The sequence below is a fragment of the Janthinobacterium tructae genome (assembly GCF_006517255.1).
GTDB classification, from domain to species: Bacteria; Pseudomonadota; Gammaproteobacteria; order Burkholderiales; family Burkholderiaceae_D; genus Janthinobacterium; species Janthinobacterium tructae.
On the sequence record NZ_CP041185.1, the window covers coordinates 667,828 to 686,560 of the forward strand.

At 64.0% G+C, this 18,733-nt stretch carries 10 protein-coding genes; 8 read left to right on the forward strand and 2 right to left on the reverse strand.

The genetic code is table 11. The features are described from left to right. The first annotated feature begins 50 nt into the window (after nucleotides 1-50). From FJQ89_RS03110 to FJQ89_RS03130, 5 genes are all read left to right on the forward strand, one after another. Nucleotides 51-908, forward strand: coding sequence for a LysR substrate-binding domain-containing protein (locus tag FJQ89_RS03110; RefSeq protein WP_423245186.1), 858 nt, complete (start codon nucleotides 51-53; stop codon nucleotides 906-908). 652 nt (nucleotides 909-1,560) lie between these two features. Continuing rightward, complete coding sequence (locus FJQ89_RS03115; protein ID WP_243136390.1) at nucleotides 1,561-2,406, forward strand: phage tail protein; 846 nt, start codon at nucleotides 1,561-1,563, stop codon at nucleotides 2,404-2,406. Nucleotides 2,407-2,571: 165 nt separating this feature from the next. Continuing rightward, nucleotides 2,572-3,516 (forward strand): tetratricopeptide repeat protein, encoded by a 945-nt coding sequence (locus tag FJQ89_RS03120; RefSeq protein WP_141169000.1) that lies wholly within the window; start codon nucleotides 2,572-2,574, stop codon nucleotides 3,514-3,516. 71 nt (nucleotides 3,517-3,587) lie between these two features. Then, entirely contained in the window at nucleotides 3,588-12,398 is an 8,811-nt protein-coding gene (locus FJQ89_RS03125; protein ID WP_168208348.1) for a YDG domain-containing protein, read from the forward strand. A 7-nt stretch (nucleotides 12,399-12,405) separates the two neighbouring features. Beyond that, complete coding sequence (locus FJQ89_RS03130; protein ID WP_141169001.1) at nucleotides 12,406-14,097, forward strand: ShlB/FhaC/HecB family hemolysin secretion/activation protein; 1,692 nt, start codon at nucleotides 12,406-12,408, stop codon at nucleotides 14,095-14,097. Nucleotides 14,098-14,265: 168 nt separating this feature from the next. Here the strand turns inward: FJQ89_RS03130 and FJQ89_RS03135 are convergent, their stop codons facing one another. Together FJQ89_RS03135 and FJQ89_RS03140 are read right to left on the reverse strand one after the other, a co-directional pair. After that, nucleotides 14,266-15,066, reverse strand: coding sequence for an alpha/beta fold hydrolase (locus FJQ89_RS03135; protein WP_141169002.1), 801 nt, complete (start codon nucleotides 15,064-15,066; stop codon nucleotides 14,266-14,268). Then, nucleotides 15,063-16,079 (reverse strand): M14 family zinc carboxypeptidase, encoded by a 1,017-nt coding sequence (locus FJQ89_RS03140; protein WP_141169003.1) that lies wholly within the window; start codon nucleotides 16,077-16,079, stop codon nucleotides 15,063-15,065. Before FJQ89_RS03140 ends, FJQ89_RS03135 begins: the two co-directional genes overlap by 4 nt. Before the next feature lie 209 nt (nucleotides 16,080-16,288). On the opposite strand from FJQ89_RS03140, the gene FJQ89_RS03145 reads away from it, so the two are divergent. From FJQ89_RS03145 to FJQ89_RS03155, 3 genes are read left to right on the forward strand one after another with little or no spacing between them, the layout of a single operon-like run. Next, complete coding sequence (locus tag FJQ89_RS03145; RefSeq protein WP_141169004.1) at nucleotides 16,289-17,041, forward strand: hypothetical protein; 753 nt, start codon at nucleotides 16,289-16,291, stop codon at nucleotides 17,039-17,041. After that, entirely contained in the window at nucleotides 17,038-17,613 is a 576-nt protein-coding gene (locus FJQ89_RS03150; RefSeq protein WP_141169005.1) for an RNA polymerase sigma factor, read from the forward strand. Before FJQ89_RS03145 ends, FJQ89_RS03150 begins: the two co-directional genes overlap by 4 nt. A gap of 8 nt (nucleotides 17,614-17,621) precedes the next feature. Then, nucleotides 17,622-18,602: a FecR family protein gene (locus FJQ89_RS03155; protein WP_141169006.1), complete on the forward strand. Its 981-nt coding sequence runs from the start codon at nucleotides 17,622-17,624 to the stop codon at nucleotides 18,600-18,602. Nucleotides 18,603-18,733 lie beyond the last annotated feature (131 nt).

Sequence of the window (18,733 nt, forward strand, 5' to 3'; positions counted from 1 at the left end):
CCAAAAGAAAGAACGTGATGGAGATGGAGTCATTGACGATTTTTTGTGCCGTGACCAGTGAGCTGAGCGTCACGCAGGCCGCGGCCCGGCTGGGCCGCGCGCCGTCCAGCGTCACCACGCGCATCCAGCAGCTGGAAGCCGATATCGGCGCACAACTGTTCGTGCGCACCAATAAACGCATGGCCCTGACGGCGGCGGGCGAGCGCTTTCTCGAGTACGCGCAGCGTTTGCTGGCGCTGGCGGCAGAGGCCAGGCATGTCGTCACGGGCGGGCGCGAAGGGGGCACCTTGCGCGTCGGCAGCATGGAAAGCACGGCGGCCAGCCGCCTGCCGGCGCTGCTGGCCGCGTATCACGCCCGTTATCCGGACACGCGGCTGGCGCTGAGCACGGGGCCGTCGCGCCCCCTGATCGAGCAAGTGCGCACGGGTTTACTCGACTGCGCCTTCGTGGCCTTGCCGCCAGCCTTCGGCGGCGCGGCCACGCTGGAGGAACTTGGCCTGGCATCGGCATCCGTGTGGCGTGAGGAATTATGTTTGCTGCTGCCGGCTAGCGAAGGGCCGGTGCGCCGCGCCGTGGACGTGCGCACGCGCTCGCTGGCGGCGTTTCCGCAGGGCTGCACCTACCGCAGCATCGCCGAAGAGGTGCTGGGCGTGGCCGGCAGCACGCAGTGGCGCGTGCAGGAGCTGAGCTCGTATCACACCATGATCGCCTGCGTGGCGGCCGGCGCGTGCGTGACCTTGTTGCCGGCCAGCGTGCTAGCGCTGTCGGACGCGCCTGCCACCCTGAAAACACTGTCGGTTGGGCAAGCCGACACCTTGCTGGTATGGCGCGCGGGATTCGACGTGCCTGCCTTTCAACACTTGCTGGTGCAGCTAAGTAATCCTCAGGAAAATATTGTGAATTTATGAAGAACAGAACCGGATGCTATGCAAGGCGCCCGTTGCTAGTAGTGCGAGCACTGCTAGCAGTGGGCAAGCCTCGTCGGCCACCTTGCAGAGCGCCGGTTATGGAAGTCAGAAATCACAATAATTTATTGGGGGTTACTTAGGTGTGAAGTTGCAAGAGCTTATTCGGACTGGATCTGAGCCGTGATATCGGGGTCTTGCCAGCAATGCCCTGATGCAACCGGTGCCAGTGTAATGATGGTTACATTCCTGGGCGTGTGGGCACGTTCCAGCGAATTGTTATAAATGAAGCCGTAAGCTCATTCATGCGTTTTCCTGGGTTTCAACAGAATAGAGGCAAATGACGCGAGCGGGCCAGCGCCAGGACTTGCTTGTCACCAGGTGTGTTTATCGGTCCGGGCGGTCGACCGGCGCGATGATGAATTGAACACATGATAATGCTCCGATACGCAGCGCTTCTTCAAGTTTATGCAGGCAGACTTCTCGGAAATGATGTTTTAATGTAACGAGTAACAAAAAATATATATGCATGCCCGTGGATTCTAAATTATTATTGGCAGCAGTTAATTTACTAGTTTCTCAAATAGATCGCGGGTAAATAATTATTAAATAAATAATAATAGCCAGCGCCACACATCATATCAAGGAGAGTAAGTTGAAATCATTCGTCAGGAATCGTGTTTCTAACGTCGCGCTGTTCGCTGGTGTGCTTGCGGCGGCCTGGAGTCCCGCCAGTATCGCCTGCTCCGATACGCCGGTGCTGGCGAGTATTTGCGTCATGGCCGTGCCGTTCACGTTTGGTTCTTTTAATCGCCAGTATATTCTCGCTACCGGGCAGGATTTATCGATTAATAACTATACGGCGCTGTACTCCCTGATCGGTACCACTTACGGCCAAACCAATAATACGAGCTTCAAGCTGCCCGACCTGCGCGGCAAGTTCGTGATCGCTGCCGACGGCGTCAATTACAACGCAGGCGCTACGGGCGGGAAAAGTGCCATCACCCTGACGACAGCCCAGTTGCCGCCGCATTTGTTCACCGTGACCGCGCTTCCGGTCGCCCTGGGTGCGGTGACCTTTTCCACGGTATTGCCTACGCTGAGCGCCACGGTCAGTATCGCCAGCAGCGTCGCCACCGGCACGGTGTCGGACTTGAAACTGAACGTGGTCGGTGGTTCGGGCGGTGCCACTTCGCCATCGGGTAACTATCTCGGCAAGAGTAGCAGCCCTCTCGTCAACGTCTATTCCAGCGCGACGCCCGATGCCGCGCTCAATGCCGGCGCCATCAGCGGCGGCAATGTGTCGGTAACGGTCCCTGCCAGTTCCTCAGTCGTGACCTTTCCGAGCTCAACCGTCGCCGGAACCGTGGGCGGCACTGCGACCGTCAGCGGCAACACCAATGTCGTCGGGACGGGTGCGGCGATTGATATCAGGCCGCCGTATATCGCATTGACGTATTACATCGCGGCGCAAAATGGCCTGTATCCGAGCCGCGATTAAGACTAAGTAATGCCGATGCTGTGCTGGTCGGCAACGAGGCGCACCAGTAGCGCCTCATTGCCTGCCGGGACAGCGCCTGCGTCCGTCACTGGAGATGCTGCAGTGGCTGTGCAGGCCACCAATAACGACTTTAGCCGGGATGCTGCTTTGCGTAATGTTGATGCAATGATCACTGCCGCGCTGTTTGCGGTCACGCTGAACGCGGGCGCCGCTCCGCGCGACCTTTCTGCCGAGTTGACGCGCGCTAACAAGGCCCTTGCAGCGCACGATTATGGGCTGGCGTACAAGGAATATGCGCGCGTTGCCGCCGGCAATCCTTTGGCGCAATTTAACCTGGGACTGATCGAACGCGAGGCCTGGGGACGCCCACGCGATGCTGTCGCAGCCTGTGCCTGGTTCGGCAAGGCGGCACAAGGCAATATCCCGGCCGCGCAACAGTTTTTTGGCGATTGCCTGGCCGCCGGCACCGGGCGTGCCGCCGATGGCAAGGCTGCCGTGGCGTGGTATCTGAAGGCGGCGCAATCAGGCATCGCGTATGCGAACTGCTCCGCCGGGGAACTGTATATCCGTGGCCAGGTCGTCGACAAGGATGTCGCGCGCGGCCTGGCCCTGTGTGCGCAAGCGGCGCAGGCCGGTTCGGCGCCGGCCATGTTGCGCCTTGCCGACTATTACAAAGACGATCAGGATGTGCCGCAAGACCTGGCGGCTGCGCGCTACTGGTATCAGCAGGCGGCGGAACACCGTATGGTGGTGGCCCAATACCGCCTCGGTGTGATGCTGGGCCAGGGCGAGGGCGGCGCCGCCAATCTGGCCCTGTCCTTGTTCTGGCTCGAGCACGCGGCCTCCGACGGGTATGCGCCCGCTTATTTGCCGGTGGCCATTTTGTATGGCAACAGCGCGCCGGACCCTGCCACCGGCGCGCTGACGCCGGACAGCCTGGCCAAGATTTACATGTGGAGCCGCGCGGCCAAAGCCAGCACCAGCAAGCCGGCGGACATCGCTGAAATCGAAGGTATTGAACAACTGCTGCAGCAAGTGATGCCACCGCAGTGGAAACCCGAGCTTGATCGCCGGGTGGCCGAGCATCTGGATAAATTTACTGTCAAATAAAATCAAACACAGGCGCCGCCGTTGCTGATGCAGCTTGCCTATCACCAGGGGAAACTACCATGCATGCTTCCATGAACAGAATCTATCGACTCGTCTGGAGTCATGTCCACCAAACCTGGGTGGCCGTCCACGAACGCGCCAGGGGCAAGGGCAAGTCGGCCAATCGCCGCCTCATCGCCAGCGTGTTGCTGGCCGCCTCACACTCGGCCATGGCGGGGCCTACCGGCGGCCAGGTTACCGCCGGCAACGGCACCATCAACCAGAACGGCGCCACCACCACGGTGACGCAAGCGAGCCAGAACCTGTCGTTGAACTGGCAGTCGTTCAACACCAGCAGCGGCGAGACGGTCAATTTTGTCCAGCCCTCGGCCAGCGCCATTGCCGTCAACCGCATCGGCGGCAATAGCGCCACCCAATTCTACGGCGCACTCAACGCCAACGGCCAGGTTTATCTGATCAATCCGAATGGCGTGCTGTTTGGCGCCGGATCGCAGATCAACGTCGGCGGCCTGGTCGCCTCGACGCTCGACACCGGCGACGCCGGCCTGGGCGGCGCCACGCGCCGATTCACGGGCAGCGGCAGCGGCAGCATCATCAACCAGGGTGCCATCAATACCGGCAACGGCGGTTATGTTGCCTTCATCGGCAACCAGGTCAGTAATTCTGGGACGATCAACGCCAGGGCGGGGACGGTGGCGCTGGGCGCCGGCAGCGACGTCACGCTGTCGTTTTCCGGCGATAGCCTGGTTCAGCTGCAAGTGAACCAGGGTACCCTGAACAACCTGGCTGAAAATGGCGGTCTGATCAATGCCGACGGCGGCGCGGTCTGGCTGTCGGCCGGCGCCAGGGATACCGTGCTGGCCAGCGTTGTCAACAACACGGGTATTATTCAGGCGCGCAGTGTCGAGCAAGTCGGCGGCACTATTGTGCTCGGGGCGGGCAGCGCGGGCACGGCCACCAACAGCGGCACGCTCGACGCTGTCGGCGTCACCGCCGGCGCCATTGGCGGCACCGTGAAAGTGCTCGGTGGCGCCGTCACACTGGCGGCAGGCAGTCTGACCGATGTTTCAGGCGACGCCGGCGGCGGCACCGCACTCATTGGAGGAAATTTCCTCGGCGCCGGCGCCGAGCAAAACGCGCACACCACGACAGTCGCAGCGGGCGCCTCGATCAAGGCCGATGCCATGACCGCTGGTAACGGCGGAAGTGTTGCGGTCTGGTCGGATGGCGCCACGCAGTTCAATGGCAGCATCACGGCACGCGGGGGCAGCACTGCCGGCAACGGCGGCCAGGTGGAAACTTCCGGCAAGAGCTTGAACATCAACGCCAGCGCCGCCGTCAATACAGGATCGCCCCATGGCGTGCCAGGCGACTGGCTGCTGGACCCCGATGATATTACGATAGGCAATAACAGTGTCTTTAATAACGGGTTGAATGCCGTTTCCTACCCGATCAATGTCGACACGCGCGTTTTGTCGGCTGCGCTCAATAATGGCAACGTGACCATCAAGACCACCGGATCTTCGGCCAGTTGCACGGGCACGCCGCCGTGTACGGGGGTGTCCGGCAATGGCGATATCATCGTGCTCGATTTGATTGGCAGCACGGCTGACTATAACAACGGCAATCTAGGCGTTCTTTGGGAAAGCGGTGACAAAACGCTCACGCTGAGTGCCTACCGTGACATTTATTTCAAAACAACAAGTAATGTGAGATATGGCAACGCGGGCAACCCCAGCATCGATACGTTTGAAGGGGGCATCTTCTCTTACGGCTCCGGCAACGTCGTGCTGAGGGCAGACAATACCGCCACAGGGACAGGCACGGTCAGGTTTGAAGGTCAACACCTGAACACCCTTTATTTGAATGATATTAGAAGCACCATCTCCATCTATTACAACCCGAGCAGCTATAACACGCCGACGGCCTATGGCGATTATATGGCCAGTGATCCCAGTCAGCTGACGGCCTATATGGCCATCAAGGTGGGCGGCACGGCTGCCTCAAAGATTTACGATGGCTCCACTACGACGTCCGTGTCAGGGCTGACTCCCGCAGTGGCCCTGCCGGGCGATTTGGCGCTCAGTACCGCCAGTGCGCAGGCCACCTTTGCCAACAAGAATGTCGGCGCCAACAAAACCGTCAACATCACCGGCATTTTCGCTACGGGCACCGGTGCCGCCACCACCATCACCAGCGATGGCGCCACCGTCATCAGCTACAACGGCAACAACTACTTCATCAGCGGTCTCGACAGCAAGACCGCCACGATCACGGCCAAAACCATCAACCTCACCGGCCTGACGGCCAACAGCAAAACCTATGATGGCACCACTTCGGCCACACTGTCCGGCAGCGCAAGTGTCGCCGCCGGTATCGTCAACGGCGACAGCGTCACGCTTGGTGCCGGTAGCGCCACCTTTGCCGACGCCAATGCCGACGTTGGCAAGGCAGTTACCGTCACCGGCTATGCGCTGACCGGTGTCGATGCCGGCAACTACGTGATCACCCTGCCGACCGGCCTGACCGCCAACATCAACAAGGCTGATCTGACCTTGGCGGGCACCAAGACCTACGATGGCACGACGTCGGTGGCGGGCAGCACCTTGACGGCGACCGGCGTGGCCGGCCAGACCTTCAGCGTCACCGGCGCCGGTAACGCCTCGAATTTGAGCAGCAAGAATGTGCAAAGCGGTGCGGCGCTCGCCAGCATCACGGGCCTGAGCCTGGGCAGCAGCAACGGCGGCCTGGCCAGCAACTACAATGCGATTGGCGTGGCCGGCAGCAGCTATACGGTCACTGCCAAAGGCATCACGCTGACCGGCATCAGCGCGCTCGATAAAATTTACGACGCCACCACCACGGCCGCGCTCAACACCGCCAGCGTTGGCTACTCGGGCCTGATTAACGGCGACTCGGTCTCGCTGGCAGGCAGCGGCACCGGCAGTTTTGTGACGAAGAATGTGGGTGTCAACAAGGCGGTGACCGTGAGCGGCTATACGCTGTCGGGGCTAGATGCCGGCAATTACGTGGTCACCCAGCCGACCGGCCTGACGGCCAGCATCAGCAAAGCCAGCCTGATCGTGTCGGGCATTGCCGCCGCCAATAAAACTTATGACGCCACCACCGGCGCGGCCCTGAGCGGCACGGCCGCCGTGACCGCGCTGGGCAGCGACAGCGTCTCGGTGATTGGCGCCGGCGCCGGCAGCTTTGCCGACGCCAATGCCGGCAGCAACAAGGCGGTCAGCGTGACCGGCTATACGCTCACTGGCGTTGATGCCGGCAACTACAACCTGGTGCAGCCGGCCGGCGTGAGCGCTACTATCCACAAGGCCGATGTCATCGTGTCCGGCAGCAAAACCTACGATGGCACGACGTCGGTGGCGGGCAGCACGCTGACGGCAACCGGCGTGGCCGGGCAGCAGTTCAGCGTCACGGGCGCCGGCGACGCCTCGAACTTGAGCAGCAAGAACGTGCAAAGCGGTGCGGCGCTTGCCAGCGCCACGGGCCTGAGCCTGGGCAGCAGCAGCAACGGCGGCCAGGCCAGCAACTACAACGCGATTGGCGTGGCCGGCAGCAGCTATACGGTCACTGCCAAAGGCATTACGCTGACCGGCATCAGCGCGCTCGACAAGACCTATGACGCCACAACCACGGCCACGCTCAACACCACCAACGTGGCGTACTCGGGCCTGGTTGGCGGCGACTCGGTCTCGCTGGCAGGCAGCGGCACGGGCAATTTTTTGACGAAGAATGTGGGTGTCAACAAGCCCGTGACGGTGAGCGGCTATACGCTGTCAGGGCTAGATGCCGGCAATTACGTGGTCACCCAGCCGACCGGCCTGACGGCCAGCATCAGCAAAGCCAGCCTGGTGGTGTCGGGCATTGCGGCCGCCAATAAAACTTATGACGCCACCACCGGCGCGGCCCTGAGCGGCACGGCCGCCGTGACCGCGCTGGGCAGCGACATTGTGTCGGTGGCGGGCACCGGTGCCGGCAGCTTTGCCGACGCCAATGCCGACAGCAACAAGGCGGTCAGCGTGACCGGCTATACGCTCACTGGCGTTGATGCCGGCAATTACGACGTGGTGCAGCCGAACGCGGTGACCGCTACCATCCACAAGGCGGATGTCATCGTGTCCGGCAGTAAAACCTACGACGGCGCCACGTCGGTGGCGGGCAGCACCTTGACGGCGACCGGCGTGGCCGGGCAGATCTTCAGCGTCACGGGCGCCGGCGACGCCTCGAACTTGAGCAGCAAGAACGTGCAAAGCGGCGCGGCGCTTGCCAGCGCCACTGGCCTGAGCCTGGGCAGCAGCAGCAACGGCGGCCTGGCCAGCAATTACAATGCGATTGGCGTGGCCGGCAGCAGCTATACGGTCACTGCCAAAGGCATCACGCTGGTCGGCATCAGCGCGCTCGACAAGACCTATGACGCCACCACCACGGCCACGCTCAACACCAACAACGTGGCGTACTCGGGCCTGGTTGGCGGCGACTCGGTCTCGCTGGCAGGCAGCGGCACGAGCAGCTTTGCGGACAAGAACGCCGGCGCCAACAAGGCGGTGACGGTGAGCGGCTATACGCTGTCCGGCGCAGACGCCGGCAATTACGTGGTGACGCAACCATCCGGCCTGACGGCCAGCATCAGCAAGGCCAGCCTGATCGTGTCGGGCATTGCGGCCGCCAATAAAACTTATGACGCCACCACGGGCGCGACATTGAGCGGCACGGCCGCCGTGAGCGCACTGGGCAGCGACAGCGTCTCGGTGATTGGCGCCGGCGCCGGCAGCTTTGCCGACGCCAATGCCGGCAGCAACAAGGCGGTCAGCGTGACCGGCTATACGCTCACTGGCGTTGATGCCGGCAATTACGACGTGGTGCAGCCGAACGCGGTGAGCGCTACTATCCACAAGGCCGATGTCATCGTGTCCGGCAGCAAAACCTACGATGGCACGACGTCGGTGGCGGGCAGCACGCTGACGGCAACCGGCGTGGCCGGGCAGCAGTTCAGCGTCACGGGCGCCGGCGACGCCTCGAACTTGAGCAGCAAGAACGTGCAAAGCGGTGCGGCGCTTGCCAGCGCCACGGGCCTGAGCCTGGGCAGCAGCAGCAACGGCGGCCAGGCCAGCAACTACAACGCGATTGGCGTGGCCGGCAGCAGCTATACGGTCACTGCCAAAGGCATCACGCTGACCGGCATCAGCGCGCTCGACAAGACCTATGACGCCACAACCACGGCCACGCTCAACACCACCAACGTGGCGTACTCGGGCCTGGTTGGCGGCGACTCGGTCTCGCTGGCAGGCAGCGGCACGGGCAGCTTTGCGGACAAGAATGCCGGCGCCAACAAGGCCGTGACCGTGAGCGGCTACACCCTGGCCGGGCTGGATGCCGGCAACTACGTGGTGACGCAACCGAGCGGCCTGACGGCGACCATCAACAAGGCCATCCTGGCCGTATCGGGCATCGCCGCCGTCGATAAAACCTATGACGCCACCACCGGCGCGGCCCTGAGCGGCACGGCCGCCGTGGCTGCCCTGGGCAGCGACAGCGTGTCGGTAACGGGCTCGGGCGTGGGCAGCTTTGCGGACAAGAACGCCGGCGCCAACAAGGCGGTGACCGTGAGCGGCTACACCCTGGCCGGGCTGGACGCCGGCAATTACGTGGTCGAGCAACCGGGCGGCCTGACGGCGACCATCAACAAGGCCAGCCTGGCCGTATCGGGTATCGCCGCCGTCGATAAAACCTATGACGCCACCACCGGCGCGGCCCTGAGCGGTACGGCTGCCGTGGCGGCACTGGGCAGCGACAGCGTGTCGGTAACGGGCACGGGCGTCGGCAGCTTTGCGGACAAGAACGCCGGTGCCAACAAGGCGGTCAGCGTGAGCGGCTACACCCTGGCCGGGCTGGATGCCGGCAATTACGTGGTCGAGCAACCGGGCGGCCTGACGGCGACCATCAACAAGGCCAGCCTGGCCGTATCGGGCATCGCCGCCGTCGATAAAACCTATGACGCCACCACCGGCGCGGCCCTGAGCGGCACGGCTGCCGTGGCGGCATTGGGCAGCGACAGCGTGTCGGTCACGGGCGCGGGCGTGGGCAGCTTTGCGGACAAGAACGCCGGTGCCAACAAGGCGGTGACCGTGAGCGGCTACACCCTGGCCGGGCTGGACGCCGGCAATTACGTGGTCGAGCAACCGGGCGGCCTGACGGCGACCATCAACAAGGCCAGCCTGGCCGTATCGGGCATCGCCGCCGTCGATAAAACCTATGACGCCACCACCGGCGCGGCCCTGAGCGGCACGGCCGCCGTGGCTGCCCTGGGCAGCGACAGCGTGTCGGTCACGGGCACGGGCGTGGGCAGCTTTGCGGACAAGAACGCCGGCGTGAACAAGGCGGTGACCGTGAGCGGCTACACCCTGGCCGGGCTGGACGCCGGCAATTACGTGGTCGAGCAACCGGGCGGCCTGACGGCGACCATCAACAAGGCCAGCCTGGCCGTATCGGGCATCGCCGCCGTCGATAAAACCTATGATGCCACCACCGGCGCGGCCCTGAGCGGCACGGCCGCCGTGGCTGCCCTGGGCAGCGACAGCGTGTCGGTAACGGGCACGGGCGTCGGCAGCTTTGCGGACAAGAACGCCGGTGCCAACAAGGCGGTCAGCGTGAGTGGCTACACCCTGGCCGGGCTGGACGCCGGCAATTACGTGGTCGAGCAACCGGGCGGCCTGACGGCAAGCATCAACAAGGCCAGCCTGGCCGTATCGGGCATCGCCGCCGTCGATAAAACCTATGACGCCACCACCGGCGCGACCCTGAGCGGCACGGCTGCCGTGGCGGCACTGGGCAGCGACAGCGTGTCGGTCACGGGCGCGGGCGTGGGCAGTTTTGCGGACAAGAACGCCGGCGCCAACAAGGCGGTGACGGTGAGCGGCTATACGCTGTCGGGGCTGGATGCCGGCAATTACGTGGTGACGCAACCGGGCGGCCTGACGGCGAGCATCAACAAGGCCAGCCTGGCCGTATCGGGCATCGCCGCCGTCGATAAAACCTATGACGCCACCACCGGCGCGGCCCTGAGCGGCACGGCCGCCGTGGCTGCCCTGGGCAGCGACAGCGTGTCGGTCACGGGAGCGGGCGTCGGCAGCTTTGCGGACAAGAACGCCGGCGTGAACAAGGCGGTGACCGTGAGCGGCTACACCCTGGCCGGGCTGGATGCCGGCAACTACGTGGTCGAGCAACCGGGCGGCCTGACGGCCAGCATCAGCAAGGCAATCCTGGCCGTATCGGGCATCGCCGCCGTCGATAAAACCTATGACGCCACCACCGGCGCGACCCTGAGCGGCACGGCTGCCGTGGCGGCACTGGGCAGCGACAGCGTGTCGGTCACGGGCGCGGGCGTGGGCAGTTTTGCGGACAAGAACGCCGGCGCCAACAAGGCGGTGACGGTGAGCGGCTATACGCTGTCGGGGCTGGATGCCGGCAATTACGTGGTGACGCAACCGGGCGGCCTGACGGCGAGCATCAACAAGGCCAGCCTGGCCGTATCGGGCATCGCCGCCGTCGATAAAACCTATGACGCCACCACCGGCGCGGCCCTGAGCGGCACGGCTGCCGTGGCGGCATTGGGCAGCGACAGCGTGTCGGTCACGGGCGCGGGCGTGGGCAGCTTTGCGGACAAGAACGCCGGTGCCAACAAGGCGGTGACCGTGAGCGGCTACACCCTGGCCGGGCTGGACGCCGGCAATTACGTGGTCGAGCAACCGGGCGGCCTGACGGCGACCATCAACAAGGCCAGCCTGGCCGTATCGGGCATCGCCGCCGTCGATAAAACCTATGACGCCACCACCGGCGCGGCCCTGAGCGGCACGGCCGCCGTGGCTGCCCTGGGCAGCGACAGCGTGTCGGTCACGGGCACGGGCGTGGGCAGCTTTGCGGACAAGAACGCCGGCGCCAACAAGGCGGTGACCGTGAGCGGCTACACCCTGGCCGGGCTGGATGCCGGCAACTACGTGGTCGAGCAACCGGGCGGCCTGACGGCGAGCATCAACAAGGCCAGCCTGGCCGTATCGGGCATCGCCGCCGTCGATAAAACCTATGATGCCACCACCGGCGCGGCCCTGAGCGGCACGGCCGCCGTGGCGGCACTGGGCAGCGACAGCGTGTCGGTCACGGGCGCGGGCGTGGGCAGCTTTGCGGACAAGAACGCCGGCGCCAACAAGGCGGTGACCGTGAGCGGCTACACCCTGGCCGGGCTGGACGCCGGCAACTACGTGGTCGAGCAACCGGGCGGCCTGACGGCGAGCATTGCCCGTGCAGCGCTGACGGTCAGTGGCATCACTGCAGCCGATAAAGCTTTCGACGGTAGCACTGCCGCCACGGTCAGCACCGCCAATGCGACGCTGGCAGGCAAGTTTGGCTCGGATGACATCACACTCGCGTCGACCGGCCAGTTTTCCGACGCCGCCGCTGGTGTTGGCAAGACGGTCAATCTGAGCAGCACTTATGGCGGTGCCGATATCGGCAATTACATCGTTACTGGACAAGCACAGGCAATCGCCAGTATCACGGGAGGGCCTGTCGTTGTGCCCGGCACGCCGACGCCGCAAGTTCAAAGCGCGGTGACGCAAATGCAGTCCTCCTTGCTACCACCGCAAGCCTTGGCGCAGTCGCAAGTATTGAGCCTGTCCACGACGCTGGTGGTGCAGCAGCTGACTGACTCCGGCAGCAGCAACAGCGACAGTAATGAGCGCTCGAAAGAAACGATGAGCCTGCCGTTAATCAATACTGCAACAGGATTTGGCACGCCCGCGCCGCTACTGAAAATTCAAAATGGCGGCATGCAATTGCCGCTCGTCGCTACCAGCAGCAAAGAGTGAAGACTATATGAATACCCTATCCAAACAGCCTTTCCTGATGAAACCCTTGCTCGCCGCGTTGTTGCTTGCGTCGCTGGAGGCCCAAGCCGTTGGTCAGCAAGTGCCTCCCAACGCCGGATCTATTCTGCAACAATTGCAACCACCAATTCCCAAGGCGGCGCAAGCGACAGCGCCGATCCTTGAGGTGCAGCCGAAAATCGATGTCGGCATGCCGCCTTCGCAGCCGTTCCACGTGAGCAAATTGCGTATCACAGGCAATACTGCGTTTGCTACAGCAACGCTGCATGCATTGATCGCCGATCAGGAAGGTAAAAATCTGACGCTGGCGCAACTCGAAGAGCTCGCCGGGCGCATTACCGCATACTATCAGGCTCACGGATTTCCAATTACACGGGCCATCATTCCGGTGCAGTCGATTACCGACGGCGTCGTTATTATCCAGGTTGTCGAGGCGCACTATGACAACGTCCGGCTCAACAATCAAAGCGAGGTGAGCGATGATTTACTCCAGTCCTTTCTGAAGCCGCTCGCTACAGGAAAATTAATTGTCGATGACGAACTCAACCATGCTTTGCTGTTGCTGTCGGATGTGCCAGGCGTGGGCGTGAATGCGGTGCTCAAGCCGGGAGCGACCACCGGTACGTCCGACATCGATATCGAGACGCGGTACATTCCGGCGACGCTGGCTAACTTGTCTCTGGATAACTACGGTAACCGCTATATCGGCCGCACGCGCCTGAGCGGCAATGTCAATATTATCAATCCATTCCATGCCGGTGACACACTGAGCGCCAACATGACCACCACCGGAGAAGGCATGAATTATCTCCGGGCGGCATATGACACGTTGCTCAACGGTCAGGGGACCCGGATTGGCACCGCATATTCTGCTCTGCGTTACAAGCTCGGCAGCACTGCCCGCGCCCTTGATGCGAATGGCACTGCGGCAGTCGGCAGCCTGTGGATAAGACATCCATTGATTCGTACCAGGCAATATAACCTCTATGCCCAACTGCAATATGAAGCCAAGACGCTGCATGATCGCGTCGATGTCACCGGCATCCGTACTGACCGGCAGCTCAGTAACTGGATAGCCAGTATCAACGCTGATTATCGCGACAGCCTGCTGGCAGGCGGCATGAGCACAGGATCGCTGAGTTGGACTAGCGGACGTACCAGTTTTGACGATGCCGCCGCCGCATCGGATGCCGCGACCGCGCGTTCGAGCGGTACATTCTCGAAGTGGAATGTCAATCTCGCCCGCTTGCAGGGACTGACGCCGCGCGACTCGCTGTATCTCAGTTTTTCCGGGCAATGGGCAGACCGCAATCTGGATTCCGCCGAGAAGATGGCCATTGGCGGCCCCTATACTGTCCGTGCTTATGACATCGGTGCGCTTTCAGGCGACACCGGTTATGCCGCCAGTGTGGAAATACGCCATGAGTTGGGACGGCTGTTGTCAGGATCATGGCAGGCGCAGGTGTTTATCGACAATGCTTATGTCAAGGTCAACCGCCAGCCTTGGGCCGTGACTGTGAACAGTGCAACCTTGTCCGGCGCCGGCGTCGGCCTGAGCTGGGTCGGCCCCGACCTGTGGCGCGCGAGTGCCGCCGTGGCAACCCGCGTGGGCGCGGTGCCTGCGCTGTTGTTCCGGCAGTCGTCGGCGCATGCCTGGCTGCTCGTAAGCAAGGCATTCTGATCGGGCAAACGGCCAGGTCAGAAAACGACCTGGCCGCCATCGTTGGCTTAGCCAGGTGCCGGCCCTGTGCCGAGCGACAAAATCATGCACCGCCTGCGTGAAAAAGGCCATGATGAATGTCTCCTGGCCGGGATTTTTCTGATGCATGAGTCATGCCAGGAGCAACGCTCAGTTGTGGTTGGCGGCGGGCGGGATGTTCCCTGGCTGTGGGGCCATCCGCCCCAGCCATTGCACCAGCGTGTCCGCCACCCAATCGCCATCGTCGAGCGGCAAGTCGTGGCCGGCGTCGGGGTGGAGCATGCAGGCGGCGTCCCATGCCTGCGCCAGTTGCTGCGAGCAGCGGTGGTCGACCAGGCGGTCGCGCGCGCCGGCCAGGATCAGCACGGGCATGGCGGGGCGGCGGGCCGGGGCGCGGTAGCGGGCGGCCGACAGGAGCTGGCGCAGCGCGTTGCGGCGGCTGACCGGGTATTCCTGCTGAAAACTGAGCCAATCGGCCAGCAGCGCGGGATTGCCATGGGCATTCCTGCGGCTGGTCAGGCGCAATATCAGCGCTTCCTGGCTACTTTTGTCGCCCAGCAGCAGCTGGCGCAGCAGCGCGCCGTAGTTTTGCCAGCGCAGGCGACGGTAAAACGGGCTGTGCGGGCGCATGCTGGTGTTGATCAGCACGCATAACGCGACTTCCTGCGGATAGCGCTGCGCCCATTCGACCGCTACCATGCCGCCCAGCGACAGGGCCAGCAGGCGGTAGGGCGGCGCGATGCCCCGTTCGGACAAATCCTGGCGGCAAAATTCCACCATCTCGGCCACCCGCGTGGGGCTGTCCATCGCGTGCCGCTCGCCATTGCCGGGCAAGTCGGGCGTGACGATGGCCGCGCCGGGAATCGATTGCGCCAGCCGGGCAGGAAAACCGCCCCAGTGGCGCTGTTCGCGCATCAGGCCGCGCAATAAAATCCAGGTGGGCGGCGTCATGACTCGTACCACTGCGCCAGGGCGCGCCGACGCTGCGCCTTGCGCAGCAAGCCTTCCGGCATCCAGCGGCCGTGGCTGCTGGCGGCGCGCATGAGGAAATCGAACCACACCAGATGCCGCCGCAGCACGCGCTGCAGCCGGTGCGCGGCCGTGGGGTTGAAGATGCTGACCCGGTTGAACAGCTGGCGCGGGTTTTTCTTGACCCATAGCCACGAGCCCATCTCCAGCGTCAGCGGCAGGAACACGCGCCCGCTGTAGCTGGTGCCGTTCAGGTACAGATAGTCCCACAGGTCGCCATGCGTGCGGTATTGCCGGCTTTGCGGCTCGAATACATAGTTGTGGTTCGGGTAGCTCTGGCTGAACAGCTCTTCCAGCGCGCCGATCTCGGCCAGGTGTTCGATCGGCACCTTGGTATGCGCATGGGGAAACCAGATGCGGTCGCGCAAGCCGAAGCCGGAATGGCAATCGAGGGCGATGCTGAACTGGCGCGACAGCAATTCGCGCTCGACCAGGTCGCACACGGCGGCGCTTTCCACTTCCATCGCCGCGTCTGGCGCGCCGCGGTACCAGGGCAGGCGGGCACTGTAGCGTTGTCCACCGAGCATGAACGGCACTTTTTCGCGCGCGCTCAGCGGCGCGTTGCGCATCAGGTCCACGCCGCGCGGATTGCAGCGCGTGGCTTGCCACATGCCGCCCGGATTGACCAGCGGCATGAACACGAGGCGCATGCTTTCCAGCTGCTGGTGCAGGGTGGCGTCCCAGCGCAGGCGGGCGATCAGGCTTTCCAAAAAGGACAGCAGCACTTGCGTGCCGATGCGTTCAAGGCCGTGGATGCCGCCGAAAAAGCCCAGCACGGGCACGTCGGGGCTTGGATTGCCCAGCGCAATCGTGTAGACGGGAAACTCGCGCCCATCCATGGCGATGCTGCAGGGCGCGGCCACTTCCAGGTGGCTGCCGCCCTCGTCGATGAGGCGCTTCAGCATGACCAGCTCGGGCAGATTCTTTTCGATCATCAGGCGTCTGAAAGGGAAAGTGACAGCCAGTGTAGCCGAAATAAGCAGCGCGCCCGACGTCCCGCATGGCGAAATTTATGCATGGCAAGCATGTCACGAAGCCGTCATGTTTGCTGTGTAGGCTATTGCAGTTGACGCAAGAATTGTTACTTGGCAATGCCCCGTTTCCACGCAGTTCCACCCTCACACGATAGCGACACGATAGCGATATGACAGGCAGCCCGGCATCCGTACATGTGCTTGCGCTGGCGGGATACCTGGTACTGCTGGGTTTCCTGACCGCGCTGGGACCCGTGCGGGCCCAACCGGCCGACGGCCCCGTGCTGCAATTCGATATCGCCGCGCAAAACCTCGGCGATGCGCTCGACCTGTACAGCCGCCGCACGGGCATCGCCGTGCTGATGGATCAGCGCCATGCGCAGCGCCAGTCGGCGGCCGTGCGCGGCGCGTATGCTGCCGGCGCGGCCCTGCAAGCCTTGCTGGCGGGCACGGGCCTGCAATCGCGTTTGTCCGACGCGCAAGCCGTCATCGTGTATGCCCCGGCCGCAGCTTCAGCGGCAGCAACTGCCGCCGCGGCGGACTTGCCGCCGGCCGCCGTGGTGGCCGCCGCCGATATTCCCGGCGCCAGGCAGGGCGGCGGCGACCATGCGGCCTATGTGAGCCGCCTGCAGCATGTGCTGCTGGGGCTGCTGTGCCGCGCGGCGCAGACGCGTCCCGGCGGCTACCGCCTGGCGCTGCAGCTGTATCTGGACCGCGCCGGCGTGGTGGACCGCGTGCACCTGCTCGACAGCACGGGACTGCGCGCGCGCGACACGGCCATCGCGCGCGTGGTGCTGGGCATGCGCGTGGGCGCGGGACCTTCGCCGTCGATGCCGCAGCCCGTTTCCATCCTGCTGCTGCCGCAAGGGCCGGGCAGCGAAGTCGATTGCGCCCCCGGCGCGCCGGGTAGAAACGCGCCATGAGCCTGCCCGACCTGCGCACCAGGCTGAAATGCCACCTCAGCTCGCGCTACGCCGTGCTGCGCTGGCGCCTCGAAAGGGTGGTCGGCTGCAAGCACCATGCGGCCGATGCGCTGCAGGAAACCTGGCTGCGCCTCGAAGCGATGGTGGCGCCCGGCCCCGCCGCCGCGCCCGTCCACAATCCCGACGCCTATCTGCTGCGCATGGCGGCCAATATCGCCACCGATGCCTACCGCCGCGACCGCATCATCGTCACCGAGCGCGAACGCGAAGAGCTGATGCACATGGCCGATGAGACGGGCGACGACATCAGCGACCCGGCGCGCATCGTCTCGGCGCGGCTCGATGTGCAGGCGCTCGACGCGGCGCTGGCTGGCCTGTCGCCGCGCCGCCGCGCCATCCTGACGGCGGCGCGCATCGACGGCATGCTCAATGCGGACATTGCCGAGCGCTTCGGCATTTCCGTGGCGATGGTGAAAAAAGAATTGCAGGCCGCCATGCAACACTGTAAAACGTGCATGGCCGACGCCGATGCCGCCCAGCGCAGCGATGTGTCGGGCCGCCGTAAATATTGATGAATCTGATGACTGCTCCTGACCGCGACCCACGCGCCCCTTTTACTAGTGCCGACAGCGATGCTGCCATCGGCCAGCAAGCCGCTGCCTGGTGGGCGCGCCTGCGTGCCGACGATTTTACGCAGGCCGACGCCGACGCCTTGCGCGCCTGGTGCGCGCGCAGCCCCGGGCATGCGCGCGCCTGGCGTGAACTGCAACAGCTGTGGCAGGCGCTCGATCCCGCCTTGACCCGCGCCGCCGCCGCGCCACAGCGGGAGAATGTGCTGGCGTTTCCCCTCCGGCCGGGACGGCGTGCCTTTCTCGGTGGCGCGCTGGCGGCCGGCGTGGCCGTGCTGGCCCTGCGTCCGCCGCTGGGCGCCTGGCCTTCGCTGCAAGAGTTCGCCGCCGACTACCGCACTGGCACGGGGGAGCAGCGGCAAGTGGCCCTGTCGCAGCAGATGTCAGTGCAGATGAATACGCAGACGCGCATCAATGTGCGCGCCCCCGAAGCGATCGAACTGCTGGGCGGCGAGGCGGAAATCCTCGCCAGCGGCGCGCGCCAGCCGGTGTCGGTGCTCGCGGGGGCGGGGCGCATGCTGGCGCAGTCGGCCCGCTTCAATGTGCGCCACACGGACGACGCCGTCTGCGTCACCTGCCTGGCGGGTGCCGTGGAAGTCGTCTGGCAGCAGAGGCGCCAGACCCTCGATGCCGGGCAGCAACTGGTGTACGACGAGCGGGGCGTGCAGGCGGCCACGGCCGCGCAGGCGGGCGAGGCCAGCGCCTGGCGCACGGGCGCGTTGTCGTTTGTCGGCAAACCGCTGGCTGACGTGGTCGATGAAATCAACCGCTACCGGCCCGGCCGGGTGGTACTGCGCAATGCCGAGCTGGGCCGGCGCCTGGTGCGCATGCGATTTTCCATCGGGCAAACCGATGGCGCGCTGGCGATGATACGCGACCTGTACGGCGCGCAAATGACCAGTCTGCCAGGTGGCATTGTGCTGCTCAGCTGATCCCGTGTTTCCCTTTTGCCCGCTGATTTAAAAATAGTTAAAAATATTTTTCAAAAACCATTATCCCTTCCGGCATCGAGCTACGTCATGGAGGCATGGACGCCTGCGCCACCGCCAGGCTCCGTTCCCTA

What these genes read in the sequence shown, in the direction of transcription:
- FJQ89_RS03120 (WP_141169000.1), top strand. Translation starts at nt 2,572, where the DNA reads ATGATCACTGCCGCGCTGTTTGCGGTCACGCTGAACGCGGGCGCCGCT.
- FJQ89_RS03125 (WP_168208348.1), top strand. Translation starts at nt 3,588, where the DNA reads ATGAACAGAATCTATCGACTCGTCTGGAGTCATGTCCACCAAACCTGG.
- FJQ89_RS03130 (WP_141169001.1), top strand. Translation starts at nt 12,406, where the DNA reads ATGAATACCCTATCCAAACAGCCTTTCCTGATGAAACCCTTGCTCGCC.
- FJQ89_RS03135 (WP_141169002.1), bottom strand. Translation starts at nt 15,066, where the DNA reads ATGACGCCGCCCACCTGGATTTTATTGCGCGGCCTGATGCGCGAACAG.
- FJQ89_RS03140 (WP_141169003.1), bottom strand. Translation starts at nt 16,079, where the DNA reads ATGATCGAAAAGAATCTGCCCGAGCTGGTCATGCTGAAGCGCCTCATC.
- FJQ89_RS03145 (WP_141169004.1), top strand. Translation starts at nt 16,289, where the DNA reads ATGACAGGCAGCCCGGCATCCGTACATGTGCTTGCGCTGGCGGGATAC.
- FJQ89_RS03150 (WP_141169005.1), top strand. Translation starts at nt 17,038, where the DNA reads ATGAGCCTGCCCGACCTGCGCACCAGGCTGAAATGCCACCTCAGCTCG.
- FJQ89_RS03155 (WP_141169006.1), top strand. Translation starts at nt 17,622, where the DNA reads ATGACTGCTCCTGACCGCGACCCACGCGCCCCTTTTACTAGTGCCGAC.